Source organism: Pseudomonas sp. AU12215, from assembly GCF_001675465.2.
GTDB lineage: Bacteria > Pseudomonadota > Gammaproteobacteria > Pseudomonadales > Pseudomonadaceae > Pseudomonas > Pseudomonas nitroreducens.
In genome coordinates this window covers 407,493-423,381 of record NZ_MACM02000141.1, presented here as the reverse complement: position 1 = coordinate 423,381, position 15,889 = coordinate 407,493, and the positions used below count along the sequence as shown (strand labels likewise).

The 15,889-nt window shown below is 66.6% G+C and carries 14 protein-coding genes; 6 read left to right on the top strand and 8 right to left on the bottom strand.

The window, feature by feature from the left end; all coding sequences use genetic code 11:
* Positions 1-3 precede the first annotated feature (3 nt).
* Positions 4-1,287: an acyl-CoA dehydrogenase family protein gene (locus A9513_RS21985; RefSeq protein ID WP_065085590.1), complete on the top strand. Its 1,284-nt coding sequence runs from the start codon at positions 4-6 to the stop codon at positions 1,285-1,287.
* Between the two features lie 148 nt (positions 1,288-1,435).
* The gene (locus A9513_RS21980) at positions 1,436-2,641 is read left to right on the top strand and encodes an acyl-CoA dehydrogenase family protein (protein WP_065085589.1); all 1,206 of its coding nucleotides are present in this window, start codon (positions 1,436-1,438) and stop codon (positions 2,639-2,641) included.
* A 128-nt stretch (positions 2,642-2,769) separates the two neighbouring features.
* Here the strand turns inward: A9513_RS21980 and A9513_RS21975 are convergent, their stop codons facing one another.
* The 4 genes from A9513_RS21975 to A9513_RS21960 form a co-directional block, all read right to left on the bottom strand.
* Positions 2,770-3,681, bottom strand: a complete 912-nt coding sequence (locus A9513_RS21975; RefSeq protein WP_065085588.1) for a metal ABC transporter ATPase — start codon at positions 3,679-3,681, stop codon at positions 2,770-2,772.
* A gap of 329 nt (positions 3,682-4,010) precedes the next feature.
* Complete coding sequence (locus A9513_RS21970; RefSeq protein ID WP_065085587.1) at positions 4,011-4,814, bottom strand: aldo/keto reductase; 804 nt, start codon at positions 4,812-4,814, stop codon at positions 4,011-4,013.
* Complete coding sequence (locus A9513_RS21965; RefSeq protein ID WP_065085586.1) at positions 4,811-5,986, bottom strand: FAD-binding oxidoreductase; 1,176 nt, start codon at positions 5,984-5,986, stop codon at positions 4,811-4,813. Before A9513_RS21965 ends, A9513_RS21970 begins: the two co-directional genes overlap by 4 nt.
* Before the next feature lie 78 nt (positions 5,987-6,064).
* Complete coding sequence (locus tag A9513_RS21960) at positions 6,065-6,397, bottom strand: multidrug efflux SMR transporter (protein ID WP_024764290.1); 333 nt, start codon at positions 6,395-6,397, stop codon at positions 6,065-6,067.
* Between the two features lie 142 nt (positions 6,398-6,539).
* Here A9513_RS21960 and A9513_RS21955 point away from each other — a divergent pair, with 142 nt between their 5' ends.
* Together A9513_RS21955 and waaA are read left to right on the top strand one after the other, a co-directional pair.
* On the top strand, positions 6,540-7,424 hold the full coding sequence (locus A9513_RS21955) for a LysR family transcriptional regulator (RefSeq protein ID WP_065085585.1): 885 nt from the start codon (positions 6,540-6,542) through the stop codon (positions 7,422-7,424).
* 77 nt (positions 7,425-7,501) lie between these two features.
* The gene (waaA, locus tag A9513_RS21950; protein ID WP_065085609.1) at positions 7,502-8,782 is read left to right on the top strand and encodes a lipid IV(A) 3-deoxy-D-manno-octulosonic acid transferase; all 1,281 of its coding nucleotides are present in this window, start codon (positions 7,502-7,504) and stop codon (positions 8,780-8,782) included.
* Here waaA and A9513_RS21945 read toward each other — a convergent pair.
* The 3 genes from A9513_RS21945 to A9513_RS21935 form a co-directional block, all read right to left on the bottom strand.
* A complete protein-coding gene (locus tag A9513_RS21945; protein WP_024764293.1) occupies positions 8,763-9,356 on the bottom strand; it encodes a helix-turn-helix domain-containing protein in 594 nt (197 codons plus the stop codon). The genes waaA and A9513_RS21945 overlap by 20 nt on opposite strands.
* Before the next feature lie 185 nt (positions 9,357-9,541).
* Positions 9,542-11,491 carry an FAD-dependent oxidoreductase gene (locus tag A9513_RS21940; RefSeq protein WP_065085584.1) on the bottom strand — a complete coding sequence of 650 codons (1,950 nt, stop codon included), beginning with the start codon at positions 11,489-11,491 and terminating at the stop codon, positions 9,542-9,544.
* 164 nt (positions 11,492-11,655) lie between these two features.
* Entirely contained in the window at positions 11,656-12,006 is a 351-nt protein-coding gene (locus A9513_RS21935; RefSeq protein ID WP_065085583.1) for a cupin domain-containing protein, read from the bottom strand.
* A 333-nt stretch (positions 12,007-12,339) separates the two neighbouring features.
* Between A9513_RS21935 and A9513_RS21930 the strand changes: the two genes are divergently transcribed.
* Both A9513_RS21930 and A9513_RS21925 read left to right on the top strand, forming a co-directional pair.
* Positions 12,340-13,413 (top strand): ABC transporter substrate-binding protein, encoded by a 1,074-nt coding sequence (locus A9513_RS21930; RefSeq protein WP_065085582.1) that lies wholly within the window; start codon positions 12,340-12,342, stop codon positions 13,411-13,413.
* Positions 13,414-13,479: 66 nt separating this feature from the next.
* Positions 13,480-14,268, top strand: coding sequence for a class II aldolase/adducin family protein (locus A9513_RS21925; protein WP_065085581.1), 789 nt, complete (start codon positions 13,480-13,482; stop codon positions 14,266-14,268).
* A 70-nt stretch (positions 14,269-14,338) separates the two neighbouring features.
* Here A9513_RS21925 and A9513_RS21920 read toward each other — a convergent pair whose 3' ends face one another.
* Entirely contained in the window at positions 14,339-15,793 is a 1,455-nt protein-coding gene (locus tag A9513_RS21920; protein WP_065085580.1) for a TolC family outer membrane protein, read from the bottom strand.
* Between the last annotated feature and the right edge of the window lie 96 nt (positions 15,794-15,889).

The window sequence follows — 15,889 nt, the reverse complement described above, 5'->3', positions numbered from 1 at the left end:
GCCATGACCACCGACGTGCAGGGCCGCGCCCTGGCCGTGCTGAACCGTGTCGCCCAGGCCGACTGGCCGGACCGACTGAAGCTGCGCAAGCCTTTCGAAAGACTGCTCTACAGCGGCAGCCGCACCGGCTTTCGGTTGGCCAGCGAGCGCGCCGCCAAGCAGCCCAAGACCCCACGCAAGGCCGATCCCGATGGGCTGTTCGACCTGTCCCTGTCCGACGAGCAGCAGATGTTGGTGGAGATGCTCGAAGGCTTCGCCGCCGAAGTGCTTCGCCCGGCCGCCCATGAGGCCGACGCCAGGGCCCATCTCAGTCTCGAACTGCTGGCCCAGGCGCAGGAGCTGGGGCTGATCCACTATGGCGTCAGCGAAGTGCATGGCGGCATGGCCGGCGAACGCACCGTGGTGACCAACGCGCTGATCGCCGAATCCCTCGCCCGCGGCGACCTGAGTCTGGCTGCCGCGCTGCTGGTGCCGTTGTCGGCGGCCAACTCTATTCGCCGCTGGGCCTCGCCCGAACAGCAGGCGCGCTGGCTGCCGGCCTTTGTCGCCGAGGAAGCGGCGCCGCTGATTGCCATCGCGGTGAACGAGCCGCAGTTGTTGGCTGATCCACTGCGCCTGTCCACCAGGGCCCGCAAGCGCGGTTCGAGCTACACGCTATCCGGCGAGAAGTGCCTGGTGGTGCGCGGCGTGGATGCGCAGAAGCTGATCGTCGCCGCGGATGCCGGCGACGGCCCGGCGCTGTTCCTCGTCGATACCCGTGCCAAGGGCGTCGAAGTGCGTGCCGAGCCGGCGATGGGGCTGAAAGCCACCGGCACCGCGCGGGTTCGCTTCAAGGGGGTGAGAGTCCCGGCCGAACAGCGGTTGGCAGCCGAGCGCTTCGACTATCAATCCTTCCTCGATCACACCGCGCTGGCCTGGTGTGCGCTGGCCGTGGGCACCGCGCAGGCCGCGCTGGACTACGTGATCACCTACTGCAACGAGCGCGAAGCCTTCGGCGAGCCGATCAGCCACCGCCAGGGTGTGGCCTTCATGGTTGCGGATATTGCCATCGAACTGGACGCCATGCGCCTGATGGTCTGGCGCGCGTGCGCGCTGGCCGAACGTGGCCAGGCGTTCCACCGCGAGGCCTATCTCGCGAAGCTGCTCTGCGCCGAGAAGGCGATGAAGATCGGCACCGACGCGGTGCAACTGCTCGGCGGCCACGGTTTCACCCAGGAACACCCGGCCGAGCGCTGGTACCGCGACCTGCGCGCCGTCAGTTTGATGGTCGGCGGCCTACACCTGTAACGCGGGCTCATCGCTGCTGTGCTCGCCCAGCCGGCGTTGGAAACGAACTCGGAATGCTCATTTACAACTGTAGACTCCGCTTCCTCGTCCGTTTCCGCCTTGGCTGCGCTTCGCTCGCAACGCGATGAGCTCCGCTTAGGAGCCTTGCATGTACCTCGAGACACCGAAGAAATTCCGCACCTTGCAGAACCAGGCCCGTCAGGTCGCCGAGAACTACCTGCGGCCGATTTCACGCAAGTACGACAAGGCCGAACACGCCTATCCCAAGGAACTGGACCTGCTGGCGGCGCTGCTGGACGGCATGAACGCCGGTTCGCCGGACGCCGTCGGCGCCACCTCGGCCAGCAAGCGCAAGGCCGGCGCGGAGGAGGGCGTGAAGAACGGCGGCAACCTCTCCGCCTGCCTGGGCGTGATGGAAATGTGCTGGGGCGATACCGGCCTGCTGCTGGCCATGCCGCGCCAGGGCCTGGGCAACGCCGCTATCGCCGCGGTGGCCAATGAGGAGCAGCTCAAGCGCTTCTCCGGTACCTGGGCGGCCATGGCGATCACCGAGCCGGGCTGCGGCTCGGACTCGGCAGCAATCCGCACGACCGCAACCCGCGATGGCGATCACTACCTGCTCAACGGCGAGAAGATCTTCGTCACCTCCGGCGCCCGCGCCGATGCGGTGGTGGTGTGGGCGACCCTGGACAAGAGCCTCGGCCGCGCGGCGATCAAGTCCTTTGTGGTGGAGAAGGGCACGCCGGGCATGACCGTCACCCGGCTGGAGAAGAAACTCGGGATCAAGGCGTCGGATACCGCCTCCATCAGCTTCACCGATTGCCGCGTGCCGGCGGCTAACCTGCTGGGCAATGCCGAGATCGATGTGCAGAAAGGCTTTGCCGGGGTAATGGAAACCTTCGACAACACCCGGCCATTGGTGGCCGCCATGGCCATCGGCGTGGCGAAGGCCTCGCTGGACCGTACTCGCGAGCTACTGAAGAAGGCGGGTTGTCGCTTCGACTTTCGCCAGCCGCTGCTGATCGCCAGCCATGCCGAAGCCACCCTCTATCGCCTGGAAGCTGAATGGGAAGCCGCGCGCCTGCTGACCCTGAAGGCGGCGTGGATGGCCGACAACCGCCTGCCCAATTCCAAGGAGGCTTCCATCGCTAAGGCCAAGGCCGGGCGGGTGGCCAACGAGGTGACGCTGAAATGCGTCGAACTGGCGGGGGCGTTGGGTTACGGGGAAGAGGAGCTGTTGGAGAAGTGGGCGCGGGATTCGAAGATCCTCGACATCTTCGAGGGCACCCAGCAGATCCAGTTGCTGATCGTGGCGCGGCGCTTGCTGGGCAAGAGTTCCAGTCAATTGAAGTGAAGCTGTTGTAGGAGCGAGCTTGCTCGCGAACTGCTCAACGCCGGCGTACCCGCCTGACATGGTTCGCGAGCAAGCTCGCTCCTACAGACGTCGCCCTACCGTCAGGCAGGGCGAATCAGGTTACGGCCTCAGGCCGTGCGTCGCCCGCTGCCGGCATTGCCGGCGGCGGGCGGCCACTGCTCCATCCATTCGCGGAAACGGATGCGCTCTTCGCGCACCAGCCAACCTTCCTGTTCGGCGAAGCTTTCCGATAGCCAGAGGCCGCGGGTACTCGCCTTGCACAGTTCGCCCTTGCTCAGGGTGAAGAGTTCGCCAGTGGGGCGGCCGTGTTCCAGCGGCAACAGGTAGAGGTCCGGACGACGGCGGTCCAGGCGGGCCACCAGCGGGCCGCTTTCGAGTTTTTCGTCGACATGGAACAGACTGACCTCGCGGGCGTCCTTTGGCAGCTCCATGCGCAAGTCGTAGACCAACTGCAGGGAGGCCGTCGGCAGGTGCACGTAGGCTTGCGGGCGCTCCAGCAGGCGCAGCGCGCCGGCCTGCACCGGGCGCGAGGCGCCGGAGAGCGGGGTGAGCGAGAAGTGGCTGGTTTCGCGGTAGCGCAGGATGCCCTCGTAGGGCGTTGGCAGCCAGGTGTCGCCGAAGCGCCCGCCGAGCCAGCCGTCCGCGGTTTCCACCAGGCATTCCTCGGCCACTTCCTGGATCGCGGTGAGCAGCGGCAGGTTCAGTTCGTGGGCCGGCACGTAGCCGGAAATCAGCTTGAGCACCGTGTCGCCGCGGTCGAGGCGGCGCTGGCGCACCAGGATCCAGTGATCGCGGCCCTGGTAGTTCAAGGTCAGTCGCACCGACACGCCGAGATTGGCCAGTTCGGTGGTAAAGCGTTCGGTTTCGTGGATTTCGATGGGGCGGCGCTTTTCCAGGACCTGGGCAAAGTTCAGGGGCTTGCCGAGGGTCTGGTAGGCGAGACCTTCCGGGCTGGCTTCCACCAGCAGCGGCAGGGTCTTGAAGGCGGTCGGGTCCTTGCGGGCGAGCGTACGGGGCATGTGGGGGTTCCTTCTCGTACAGGGCGCCGGGTTGCGCCGGGCGCGTCCTTTTCAAAGGCGACGCCGACGCCAACGCTGACCGTCTGCGGGAGACGGACCGGCCGATCGTTCTTTACCGGGTCGCTACAACCTAGACAGCCTGACACCGATTCTGGCGTCATCGAAAATCAAAAAGATTTCCGGATTTTTCCCTGAAGGTCTTGGTGATTCCGAGATTTTTGCAGGGGAATGGCTGGCTGGCGACAGTTTCTGTGCCCACGGTTTTCGCCGGGGGAGTTGGAGCATGGCACAGGAATACGCAATCCACATGACCGTACGGCGTCTGCCGATCAGTGGTCGAGCACCTCGGCGGCGATGCTGACGTTGTGCGCCAAGTGCAACGGATTGATGGTGCCGACAATGGCGCTGGCGACGCCCGGATGGCCCAGCGCCAGCTCGAAGCTGGCGCGCACCGGATCGACACCCGGCGCCAGGGTGGCGTGGCCGCTGGCCAGGGCCTTCTTGATCAGGATGCCGCGACCCTGGGCCAGGGCATGGTCGATCACCAGCTTTTCCGCCTGTTCGTTGAGGTTGTAGGTGACCATGGCGCAGTCGCCGCGCTCCAGGGCCAAGAGGCCGCCGTCGGCGGTCTTACCGGAGAAACCGAAGCCGCGGATCAGCCCTTCGTCCTTCAGCTGTTCCAAGGTTGCGTAGACCTCGGTGCCGCGCAGGATGTCCAGGTCGTTGCCGTCGGAGTGCACCAGCACCAGGTCGATGTAGTCGGTCTCCAGGCGCTGGAGGCTGCGCTCTACCGAGCGGCGCGTGTGGGCGGCGCTGAAGTCGAACTGCGACTGGCCGCTGACGAATTCCTCGCCGGTCTTGCTGACGATCACCCACTGATCGCGCTGGCCGCGCAGCAGCGGGCCGAGGCGTTCTTCGCTGCGGCCATAGGCCGGTGCGGTGTCGATCAGGTTGATGCCCAGATCGCGGGCCAGGGCGATCAGGTCGGCAGCCTCGCGGTCATCGGGAATGCGAAAGCCCGCGGGATATTTTACGCCCTGGTCGCGGCCGAGCTTAACGGTGCCCAGGCCCAGCGGCGAGACGTTCAGGCCGGTGCTGCCCAGCGGGCGGTGCAGGTGATGCAGGGTCTTCATCCGAACAGTTCCTCCCACACCGGGCTGGCCATGGCCGGGCGCGGCAGGTTGGGCAGGGCGGCGCTGGCTTGCGGGCGGACGCCGCTCTTCTCCAGGGACTCCACTACGCGATCGGCGAAGTTCGGCGCCAGGGCCAGCTTGGTCGGCCAGCCGACCAGCAATGCGCCGTCCTCCGCGAGGAAGGCGCTGTCCGGACGCAGCAAGTTGTTCTGCGAAGGCTCCGCGCGGTCCACCCGCAAGGTGGCCCAGCGCGCGGTGGAAAGGTCGATCCACGGGACCAGCTTGTGCAGCTCGCGCTGCGCCTCGGTGATCTGCTCGGCTTCGCTGCGCGCGACACCGCCGGCTTCGGCGATGTCGCCTCCCAGGTACCAGACCCAGTCGCCATTGCTCAGCGGGTGGGTGGTGACGGTGACTCGTGGCTTCGGCCCGCCGCCGAGGCAGTGGGCGTAGAGCGGTTTCAGGGTCGGCGCGGTGACCAGCACCATGTGCAGCGGGCGGCGCTGCATTTCCGGGCGCTCCAGGCCCAGCTCGCGCAGCAGCGCCTCGTTGCCGGCGCCGGCGCTGAGCACCACGCGCTGGGCGCGGATCTCGCGGCCGTCCACGCGCAGGCCGGCCAGTTGGCCGCCTTCGCGCAGGGCTTCGATGTGTTCGCCGGCCAGCAGGCTGTCTCCGGCCAGTTCGGCGAGGCGGGCGATCAGGCTCGGCACGTCCAGCACCAGTTCAGTGAGACGGTAGGCCTTGCCCTTGAAGGCCTTGTCCTGCAGGGCGGGCGGCAGATCGCTGCCCTTCACCTGGGCGACGCGGCTGCGCACCGCCTTGCTGGCGAAGAAGCTGGTGAGATTACCGGCCAGGCCGCCCGGTGACCACAGGTAGTGGGCGTCGGACAGCACGCGTACGCCGCGCAGGTCCACTTCGCCGGTCCCGGCCAGGCAGTCGCGCCACAGGGCCGGCATGTCGGCGATGGCTTCCGAGGCGCCGGTCAGCGCGCCGTGCAGCGCGTACTTGGTGCCGCCATGGATGATCCCCTGCGAGCGCATGCTCTGCACGCCCCCCAGCGCGGTGTTTTCCACCAGCAAGGTGGAAAAGCCGGAGCGACGCAGGCGGGCGTTGAGCCAGAGACCGGCGATGCCGCCGCCGACGATGAGGATGTCGGTGCTCAGGGATTCGGACATGAAAGCGCCTCGAAGGGAAAACAAGGCGCGCAGTATAACCCGATGGCGCGCGGCGGCAGGCCGCGCGCCGATGCCACGTCAGTGACCGGCGTTACCGGAAAACAGTTGGATCACCACCACCCCACTGACGATCAGGCCCATGCCGAGCAGCGCGGCGGTATCGAGCTTCTGTTGGTAGAGCACCAGGGCTGCAATGCTGACCAGCACGATGCCCAGCCCGGCCCAGATAGCGTAGGCGATGCCCACCGGGATGCTGCGGACCACCAGGGTGAGCATCCAGAAGGAAATGGCGTAGCCGACGATCACCAGTACCAGCGGCAGAGGCGTGGACAGGCCCTTCACCGATTTGAGTGAGGCGGTGGCGATGACTTCGGCGACGATGGCGATGGCGAGGTAGAGATAGCCGGGCATGGTGGGTGCTCCCCGGAACGACACGCCGCTCGTTGTGAGCGACACGCAGCTGACGTTCGATTCTGCCGGCCATTCTAGTCCCGTGGCTGATGGGATAAAGTCATTACCTATCTGAGTTGGAGATGGGTTCTGGAGATAGACCATGCAGTGGAACCTGGACCAGTTGCGCCTGTTCGTCAGCGTCGCCGATCAGTCGTCGTTTTCCGCTGCCGCGCGGCAGCTCAAGCGGGTGCAGTCTGCCGTGAGTTCTTCCATCGCGCTGCTGGAAAGCGACCTGGGTGTGACCCTGTTCGAGCGCAGCAGCGGCCGCCAGCCGGTGCTGACCGTCGAGGGGCGTGCGCTGCTGGACGAGGCGCGCGAAGTGCTGCGCCAGTGCGAGCGGCTGGAGAGCCGCGCGCTGTCGCTGGTGCGCGGCACCGAGCCCTTGTTGCGATTGGCGCAGGATGAAGCGATGCCTTATCAGCCGGTGCTCTCCGGGCTGCAGGCGCTGGCGCAGGAGTTCCCCGCGGTGGAGGTGCAGCTTTCCAGCAGCGCCCAGGGCGACGTGGCGCGCAAGCTGCTGGAGCGCCGCGCGGACCTTGGTCTGCTGTTCCATCACGAGGGTATGCCGCAGGAACTGGAGCGGCAGCGCCTGGGCACCATCGAGATGGTCACCGTGTGTGGCGCCGGGCATGAGCTGGCGAAGCTGGATTATGCGGACCGTCGCGAGCTGGCTCGGCATCGCCAGTTACTGATGGCCCCGCAGGACAGCCACTACCCCGGCGGCGAGCAGATCAGCCCGCTGGTGTGGCGCGCCGACAGCTTCTACGCCATGGCCGAACTGCTGATGCGCGACCTCGGCTGGGCCTGGCTGCCGACCCACGTGGCGCAGTATCCGGCCTACCAGCCGTTGCTGGTCGAGCTCGCCAGCGACTGGACGCCGCCGCCGCTGGTGGTGGAGTTGGTCTGGCGCCGCGACGAGCCGCTGGGGCCGGCGGCGAACTGGCTGGGCGAGTACTTTGCGGAGCATCTCGCCGCGCCGGTTTGACCTGCTCTTCGTGGGAGCGATGCACCATGCAGGATTGTCCGGCCGCCAAGCCCGCTAATTTGCTACTCTCCGCCGCCATGAACCGGACCCTCTATACCCTGCTGTTCCACCTGGGCCTGCCGCTGGTCGCGCTGCGCCTGTTCCTGCGCTCGCGCAAGGCCCCGGCCTATGCCCAGCGCGTTGGCGAGCGCTTCGCCCTCGGACTGCCGGCGCTCAAGCCTGGCGGCATCTGGGTGCATGCGGTATCGGTGGGCGAGAGCATCGCCGCCGCGCCGATGATCCGCGCGCTGATACAGCGTCACCCCGGCCTGCCGATCACCGTCACCTGCATGACGCCCACCGGCTCCGAGCGCATCCGCGCGCTGTTCGGTGACCAGGTGCAGCACTGCTACCTGCCGTACGACCTGCCCTGGGCGGCGGCGCGCTTCCTCGACCGCGCACGGCCGGTGCTGGGCGTGATCATGGAGACCGAGCTGTGGCCCAACCATATCCACCAGTGTGCCAAGCGCGGTATTCCGGTGGCGCTGGCCAATGCGCGGCTGTCCGAGCGCTCGGCGCGTGGCTACGCGCGTTTCGCCGGGCTGACCCGGCCGATGCTCGAAGAGATGAGCTGGATCGCCGTGCAGACCGAGGCCGAAGCCGAGCGCTTCCGCCGGCTCGGCGCGCGCCCGGACTGCGTGAGCGTCACCGGCTCGATCAAGTTCGACCTGGCCATCGACCCTGAACTACTGGTCCGCGCCGGTGATCTGCGCGCCCAATGGCAAGCACAGCAGCGGCCGATCTGGATCGCTGCCAGCACCCATGTCGGCGAAGACGAAATCATCCTGGCGGCGCACCGCCAACTGCTGGAAAAACATCCGGACGCCTTGCTGCTTCTGGTGCCGCGCCACCCGGAGCGCTTCGGCCCGATGTTCGAACTGTGCCAGCGTGAAGGCTTCCGTACCCAGCGTCGCTCCACCGGCGAGCTGGTCACGGCGGACACCCGGGTGCTGCTGGGCGATACCATGGGCGAACTGCTGTTCCTCTATGCGCTGGCCGACGTCGCCTTCGTCGGTGGCAGCCTGGTGCCCAATGGCGGGCACAACCTGCTGGAGCCGGCGGCGCTGGGCAAGCCGGTGTTGTCGGGCCCGCACCTGTTCAACTTCCTGGAAATCGCTGCGCAATTGCGCGAGGTTGGGGCGCTGCGCGAGGTGGCCGATGCACCTTCGCTGGCAGTGGCCGTGGCCGCTCTGTGGGACGAGCCGGCAAGCGCCGAGCGCATGGCCGAGGCCGGGCGTGGCGTGATGAAAGCCAACCAGGGCGCGCTCGGGCGGTTGCTGGATGGGCTGGGGCGACTGATCAGAACGTCGGCGGGGTAATCACCCACAGCACCACCGCGTCCACGTCACCCGGATTGCCGTAGCGATGCGGCTCCTGGCTGGAGTAGCTGAAGCTGTCGCCCTCATTGAGCAGGAAGTAGCGCTCGCCCACCCATAGCTCGAACGTGCCGCTGAGCAGGTAGCCGGCTTCTTCGCCTTCATGGCTGTAGCTCTGCTGGCTGTAGGTGCCGGGCGGGAACTTCGAGTGGAGGATTTCCAGCTGGCGGCTGGGTTGTGGGCTGAGCAGTTCGTCGACGATGCCATCCTCGTAGTGCACGCTGGTACGGGCGTTGCGCCGCACGACGTAGCCGGCGTCGGCCGGATCGACCTGCACTTCGCTGGCGAAGAACCACTGGATGGTCACGCCCAGGCTGCGGGCGATATTGAACAGCGCCGGAATCGACGGATACGCCAGGTTGCGCTCCAGCTGGCTGATGTAGCCGGCGGTGAGCCCGCTCTGCTCGGCCAGCGCCGCCAGGGTCATGCCGCGCCGCTTGCGCAGGCCGCGGATGCGGGTGCCGAGGAACTGCGCTTCGGCGTTGGCGGGTGCTTCCTGCGGGGCTTTGCGGCTCATGCGGCGAGAGTCCTGGCGAATATCGTCGTGGGGCATTCTAAACAATGCGCCGGGGCTGTGGACCGTTTGCTCTTCGTAGGAGCGAGGGGCACCCAGTTCTTGCTCGCGAACGAGGCTCCCGGCGAGTTCGGCGCTGAGCGGTTCGCAAGCAAGCTCGCTCCTGCAGGAAGTTGCCTTGCCAGGGCTCAGATTGCCCAACCCGCCTTGAGTCCCTCGTAGATCGCCTCTTCCGCCGTGCGTGGCGCCAGGCAGTCGCCGATGCGGCGTACCTCGGCGAGGTCGGCGATCTCGTCGGCCAGTTCGTCCACCGGTTGGTGGCCCTGGCAGAGCACCAGAGTGTCGATGTTTTCCACCAGCATCGGCTCGCCGCTGGCGGTGTGCTGCAGGTAGACGGTGCTGTCGTCCACACCGTACAGGCGGGCGTAGGTGGTGATGCTGATGCCCAGGCGGTGCAGCTCGCCAGCCAGGTGATCGCGCACGTAGAGGGGCAGGCTTTCGCCGGCGTGGGTGCCGTTCACGGCGAGTTGCACCTGGTGGCCGTCGCGTACCAGGCGCTCGGCGATGCCGGGGGCGATCCAGTCGGCGCGCCAGTCGGTGACCAGAACGGAGCGGCCGAGCTTCACTTCGCCGCGCAGCACCTGCCAGGCGTCCACCACCTGCAGCTCGCCCGCTTCTTCGTAAGGGGGGCGATAGGGTTTGGCGCCGGTGGCGACGATCACTACGTCGGGGCGCTCGGCTTCTACCAGCGCGCGGTCGACGCGGGTGTTGCGGCGCACTTCGACGCCCGCCAGCTGCATCTCGCGTTGCAGGTTGGTGGAGGCACCGCCGAACTCCGCGCGGCGCGGCAGGAGCTGGGCGAGGTTGACCTGGCCGCCCAGCTGAGCGGTGGCTTCGCAAAGGGTGACGTCATGGCCACGCTGGGCAGCGACAGCGGCGGCCTTCATGCCGGCTGGCCCACCACCGACCACCAGGACGCGTTTGCGCTGGGCGGCCATCTTGCGTTCGGCGTAGATCAGTTCGCGGCCGGTTTCCGGATGCTGGATGCAGGAGATCGGGTAGCCGCGGTGGAAGTGGCCGATGCATGCCTGGTTGCAGGCGATGCAGGCGCGCACGTCCTCGACGTGGCCGCGTTCGGTCTTGCTGGGCATCTGCGGGTCGCAGATCAGCGCGCGGGTCATGCCGCAGACATCGGCCTGGCCACGGGCGACGATCAGCTCGGCTTCCTGCGGCTGGTTGATGCGCCCGGTGACGAACAGCGGGATGTCCAGATTGCGCTTGAAGGTGCCGGCTTCGTTGGCCAGGTAGGCCGCTTCGATGGCCATCGGCGGCACGATGTGGATGGCGCCGCCCAGGGAGGCGGAGGTGCCGGCGACGATGTGCACGTAGTCCAGGTCTTTCTGCAGCCCTTTGACGCCCTGCAGCGATTCGTCTTCGGTGAGGCCTTCGGGATCGCGTTCGTCGGCGGAGATGCGCAGGCCGATGATGAAGTCCTCGTCGGTGGCGGCGCGGATGGCGGCGATCACCTCGCGGGTGAAGCGCAGGCGGGCGTCGAGGTCGCCGTTGTAGCCGTCGCTGCGGCGGTTCACCCGTGGGTTGAGGAACTGCGCCGGCAGGTAGCCGTGGCTGGCCACCACTTCCACGCCGTCGATGCCGGCAGTGTGCAGGCGCCGTGCGGCGGCGGCATAGCCTGCAATGATCTCGTCGATCATCGCCTGGCTCAGCTCGCGGGGCATGACGCGGAAGCGCTCGTTGGGCGAGGCGGACGGTGCGTAGGCCACGGCCAGCAGGCCGTCGCTGGACTCCATGATTTCGCGGCCGGGGTGGAACACCTGGGACAGCACCACCGTGCCCTCGGCGTGGCAGGCCTCGGCGATGCGCCGGTAGCCGGGGATGCACTCGTCATCGGTGGCCATCAGCACGTGGGAGGTGTAGCGGGCGCTGTCGTGCACACCGGCGACCTGTAGCACGATCAGGCCGACGCCACCCTTGGCGCGGGCGGTGTGGTAGGCCACCAGCTGGTCGTTGACCAGGTTGTCGGTGGGCATCGAGGTGTCGTGCCCGGTGGACATGATGCGGTTCTTCAGCGCCTTGCCGCGGATCTGCAGCGGGCTGAACAGGTGGGGAAACTGGCTCATCGGGCAACTCCGGATTCTTGTTGTAAATACAGCGCTAAACATCGACCGCGCGAGCTAGAGCGCAACAAGGCGGAGACCGGAGAGGCAGCGGAGTTTACTCCAGTAAATGAGCATGCCGAGCCGGTTTCCAACGCAGTTGCGCCGACGCGCAGCCGGTCGACCAGCTAGGCGTTGCGCGCCTGCCAGTCCACCGGGTAGAGGGCGTAGAAGACGCAGGCTTTTTCGCCTTCGTAGGCCAGCGGCGTGCGTTCGGGGACCCAGATCACGTCGCCCGGCCTGGCCTCGATCACCTGGTCGGCCAGGCGCAGGCGGAAATTGCCTTCCAGCACCACGATCAGTTCGTCGTAGAGCACTGTCCACTCGATGGAGACGCCGTCGAAGCGCGCCAGGCCCGCGCCCATGGTCTCGCTGTCCGCCGGACCGATCAGGCGGCAGATGGCGGCGCGTTCGATGTCTTGTCCACCGTAGGACTGGAACTGCAGGGCGGATTGCTGGAAGTGGCGAACCTGGGACACGGCGACTTCTCCTGGGTGGAAAGTGTTGTTTAAGTTCTTGCTATGGAAATTTACCGCCAGTAAAAAATCAACTTGTTTTTTTAAAATTGACTGGGTAGTTTCGATGCCGCTCCCGGAGTTTCCGGGGCAACCGCGACGTGCTCCACAACAACTACAAGAGGAGAGGCGCATGAACCGTCCCGTACGGTACCCCCTCGCACGGCGGGTCCACCCGCTGGCAATCGATTCATCTCTGCCCTGTCTTTCTTGCTCCGTGGTTCCGGCGCGCCCGTCCTGCGTGTGTGCAGTCATTCCGGCTGCGCCCGCTGCCACCTACGACTGGGGGTATGCCCGATGACTTTGCGTCAAAGCAGTTTCCACAAACGCTTCTTCCTCAAGACCGCCGCCGCGCCCCTGCTGCTAGCCCTCGGGCTGTGCTGCGGCGTCGCCCAGGCCGCCGAGAACATGGTGGTGGTCGGTTATGGCGGCGCGGGTCAGAAGGCCCAGGAAGCGGCCTTCTTCCAGCCGTTCAGCAAGCAGTCCGGGGTTGGTGTGACCCAGACCGAATACAACGGCGAGATGGCGCGCATCAAGGTAATGGCCGATACCGGCCACGCCGACTGGGACGTGGTGCAGATCGAAGGACCTGACCTTGCGCGTGGCTGCGACGAGGGCCTGTTCGTGCCGCTGGACTGGCAGCAGATCGGCGGCAAGGACCAGCTGATTCCCAACGCCGCCAAGGATTGCGGTTCGGCCGCGCTGGTATGGGGCGTGGCCATCGCCTACGACGCGGACAAGCTCAAGCCGGCGCCGCAGTCCTGGGCCGATTTCTGGGATGTGAAGAAATTCCCCGGCAAGCGTGGCCTGCGCAAGCGCGCCATCTACAACCTGGAGTTCGCCCTGATGGCCGACGGCGTGAAGCCGGCGGACGTCTACAAGGAATTGGGCACCAAGGCCGGTGTCGACCGCGCCTTCGCCAAGCTCAACCAGATCAAGCCCTATGTGCAGTGGTGGGAAGCCGGCGCGCAGCCCGCGCAGTGGCTGGCCGCCGGTGACGTGGTGATGACCACCACCTACACCGGGCGCATCGCCGATGCCTTCAAGGGCGGGCGCAACCTGCAACTGGTCTGGCCGGGCAGCCTGTATGGCATGGACTACTGGGCGATCATCAAGGGCTCGCAGCACGTCGACGCGGCGAAGCGCTTCATCGCCTTCGCCAACCAGCCCGATGCGCAGGTCGACTACGTGAAGCACATTGCGTATGGTCCGACCAACAAGCAGGCCGCCGAACGCCTGCCGTCCGATCTCGCCGGCTGGGTGCCGACCTCGACGCAGAACCTGCCCCAGGGCCTGGCGATGGACGATGAGTTCTGGGTCGACCATGGCGAGGAGCTGGAAGAGCGCTTCAACGCCTGGGCCGCGCAATAACCAGAACGTGACCGTGACGCTGGGGCGACTGCCCCGGCGTCTTCTTGCCTTGAGGAGAAGTGCACCATGACGTCGCTGCAGGCGCCCAGCCGCGCCACCTGTTCACCCGAGGAATGGAAGCTGCGCGAGGAATTGGCGGCCTGCTACCGCCTGATCGCGCACTACCGCATGTCCGATCTGATCTTCACGCATATCTCGGTGCGTATTCCTGGTCCCGAACACCATTTCCTGATCAATCCCTACGGCCTGATGTTCGACGAGATCACTGCCTCGAGCCTGGTGAAGATCGACCTGTCCGGTCATGCCGTGGAGCCGTCGCCGTACAAGGTCAACCCGGCCGGCTTCGTCATCCACAGTGCCATCCACGGCGCCCGCGAGGACGCGCAGTGTGTGCTGCACACCCACACTCGCGCCGGCTGCGCGGTGGCGGCTCAGGCTTGCGGGTTGCTGCCGCTGAACCAGATGTCGATGGAGTTCTACGGACGGCTGGGCTACCACGATTACGAAGGGATCGCCCTGTCCATGGACGAGCAACAGCGCCTGGTCGCCGACCTGGGCGATCACCTGGGCCTGATGCTGCGCAACCATGGGCTGCTGACGGTCGGCCAGACCGTGCAGCAGGCGTTCCTGCGCATGTACTACCTGGAGAAGGCCTGCGACATCCAGTTGGCGGCCCAGGCAGGCGGCGAGCTGTTGATTCCGCCGGAGGAGGTATGTCGTCACACCGAGCAGCAGTTCAACGCCCCGGCGCGACCGCTGGCCGAAGGCGAATTGAGCGATCCGGATGGCTATGACCTGGCCTGGTCGGCGCTGCTGCGCATGCTGGATCGCGTCTCGCCGGGGTATCGCGATTGAGCGCGACGCCCTGTCGGCGGCGAGTCCAAAGAAAAAGCCCCGCATCGCGGGGCTTTTTCATGGGGCGGGATCAGTACTTCGAACCGGCCTTGAGCTGTGCCTCGGCGGCCTTGGCCAGGTCTGGCGGGAGGAAGTCCTTGTCCGGGTTGTAGTCCGGTTTCAGGTAGCTGCCCAGCGCTTCCAGGTCGCTCGGCGCGAGGGTGCCGGCGGTCTGCTTGAGACTCAGGTTGTCGAGGATGTAGTCATAGCGGGTGTTGTTGTAGTCGCGCACCGAGTTGTACAGCGAACGCTGGGCGTCCAGTACGTCGACGATGTTGCGGGTACCGACCTGGTAGCCGATCTCGGTGGCTTCCAGCGAACTCTGGTTGGAGATGATCGCCTGGCGGCGCGCCTTCACCTGCTCCACGTCGGTGTTCACCGCACGGTGCTGGTTGCGCGCGTCCTGTACCACCTGGCGGCGCTGGCTTTCGCGCAGCTGCTCGCTCTGGTTCAGGCGCTGGTAGGCCTCGCGGACCTGGGAACTGGTCAGGCCGCCGCTGTAGATCGGCACGTTCAGTTGCAGGCCGATGCTGCTCTGGTCGACGTACTTGCCATAGTGCGGCTCGCCCGGTACGCCGGAGTTGGCAAAGCCCAGGGCATCGTTGTCGCCCTTCTGGTACTGGGCCACGGCGTCGACGGTCGGCAGGTGGCCGGCCTTGCGCTGGCGCAGGGTCTCTTCGGCGGCGTCGACCGCGTAGTTGCTGGCCTGCAGGCGCAGGTTCTGCTGCACCGAGGTATCCACCCAGGCCTTGGCGTCATTGGGGATCGGCGCGACCACCGGCAGCGAGTGGAGGATGCCCTCGATGGCGCTGTACTCGCGGTTGGTCAGGGTCACCAGGGCCTGGAAGGCGTCATCCACCTGGCGCTCGGCGACGATCCGGTTGGCGCGGGCGGTGTCGTATCCTGCCTGGGATTCCAGCACGTCGGTCTTGTCGGACAGGCCGACGTCGAAGCGCTCGTTGGACTGGTCGAGCTGGCGCTTGAACGCCGCTTCCTCGGCCTTGCTGGCCGCCAGGTTGTCCTGGGCTCGGAGCACGCCGAAGTAGGTCTGGGCAGTCTGCAGGATCAGCTGTTGCTGCGTTGCGGAAAATTCCAGCTGGGCCTGTTCGGTGGTGTTTTCCGCGGCCTTTAGCTGGAACCAGCGGTCCGCACGGAACAGCGGCTGGCTCAGGCTTGCCTGCACCAGCTGGGTATTGCGGTTCAGCGTGGCGCTGGGGGTGTCCAGTGAGGTGCGAGTCGACCCGGTGCTGGCACCGGCGTTGATCTGCGGCAGCAGGCCGGAGCGTGCCTGGGGCACGGCTTCCTTGCGCGCCAGGTAATCGGCCTGGGCGGCGGCGAGGTCGGCGTTATTGTCGACAGCGTCCTTGTAGACGCTGATCAGATCCGTCTTGGTGGGCAGCGGAGTAGCGGCCGGAGCGGGCTGGGCAGCCCAGGCAAAGCCTGTCGTAGCGGCAACAGCGACAGCCAGAGAGAGTCTGCGCAGCATTCGTTCATCCTGGAAAGTGATGCGAGGTGGGGCAAGGCTACGGTCGCCGCCGGTGGCGGTCAAGGCACGTTCGTACGAGCCTTCCGAGGCTGGAGT

What these genes read in the sequence shown, in the direction of transcription:
- A9513_RS21985 (WP_065085590.1), top strand. Translation starts at nt 4, where the DNA reads ATGACCACCGACGTGCAGGGCCGCGCCCTGGCCGTGCTGAACCGTGTC.
- A9513_RS21980 (WP_065085589.1), top strand. Translation starts at nt 1,436, where the DNA reads ATGTACCTCGAGACACCGAAGAAATTCCGCACCTTGCAGAACCAGGCC.
- A9513_RS21975 (WP_065085588.1), bottom strand. Translation starts at nt 3,681, where the DNA reads ATGCCCCGTACGCTCGCCCGCAAGGACCCGACCGCCTTCAAGACCCTG.
- A9513_RS21970 (WP_065085587.1), bottom strand. Translation starts at nt 4,814, where the DNA reads ATGAAGACCCTGCATCACCTGCACCGCCCGCTGGGCAGCACCGGCCTG.
- A9513_RS21965 (WP_065085586.1), bottom strand. Translation starts at nt 5,986, where the DNA reads ATGTCCGAATCCCTGAGCACCGACATCCTCATCGTCGGCGGCGGCATC.
- A9513_RS21960 (WP_024764290.1), bottom strand. Translation starts at nt 6,397, where the DNA reads ATGCCCGGCTATCTCTACCTCGCCATCGCCATCGTCGCCGAAGTCATC.
- A9513_RS21955 (WP_065085585.1), top strand. Translation starts at nt 6,540, where the DNA reads ATGCAGTGGAACCTGGACCAGTTGCGCCTGTTCGTCAGCGTCGCCGAT.
- waaA (WP_065085609.1), top strand. Translation starts at nt 7,502, where the DNA reads ATGAACCGGACCCTCTATACCCTGCTGTTCCACCTGGGCCTGCCGCTG.
- A9513_RS21945 (WP_024764293.1), bottom strand. Translation starts at nt 9,356, where the DNA reads ATGAGCCGCAAAGCCCCGCAGGAAGCACCCGCCAACGCCGAAGCGCAG.
- A9513_RS21940 (WP_065085584.1), bottom strand. Translation starts at nt 11,491, where the DNA reads ATGAGCCAGTTTCCCCACCTGTTCAGCCCGCTGCAGATCCGCGGCAAG.
- A9513_RS21930 (WP_065085582.1), top strand. Translation starts at nt 12,340, where the DNA reads ATGACTTTGCGTCAAAGCAGTTTCCACAAACGCTTCTTCCTCAAGACC.
- A9513_RS21925 (WP_065085581.1), top strand. Translation starts at nt 13,480, where the DNA reads ATGACGTCGCTGCAGGCGCCCAGCCGCGCCACCTGTTCACCCGAGGAA.
- A9513_RS21920 (WP_065085580.1), bottom strand. Translation starts at nt 15,793, where the DNA reads ATGCTGCGCAGACTCTCTCTGGCTGTCGCTGTTGCCGCTACGACAGGC.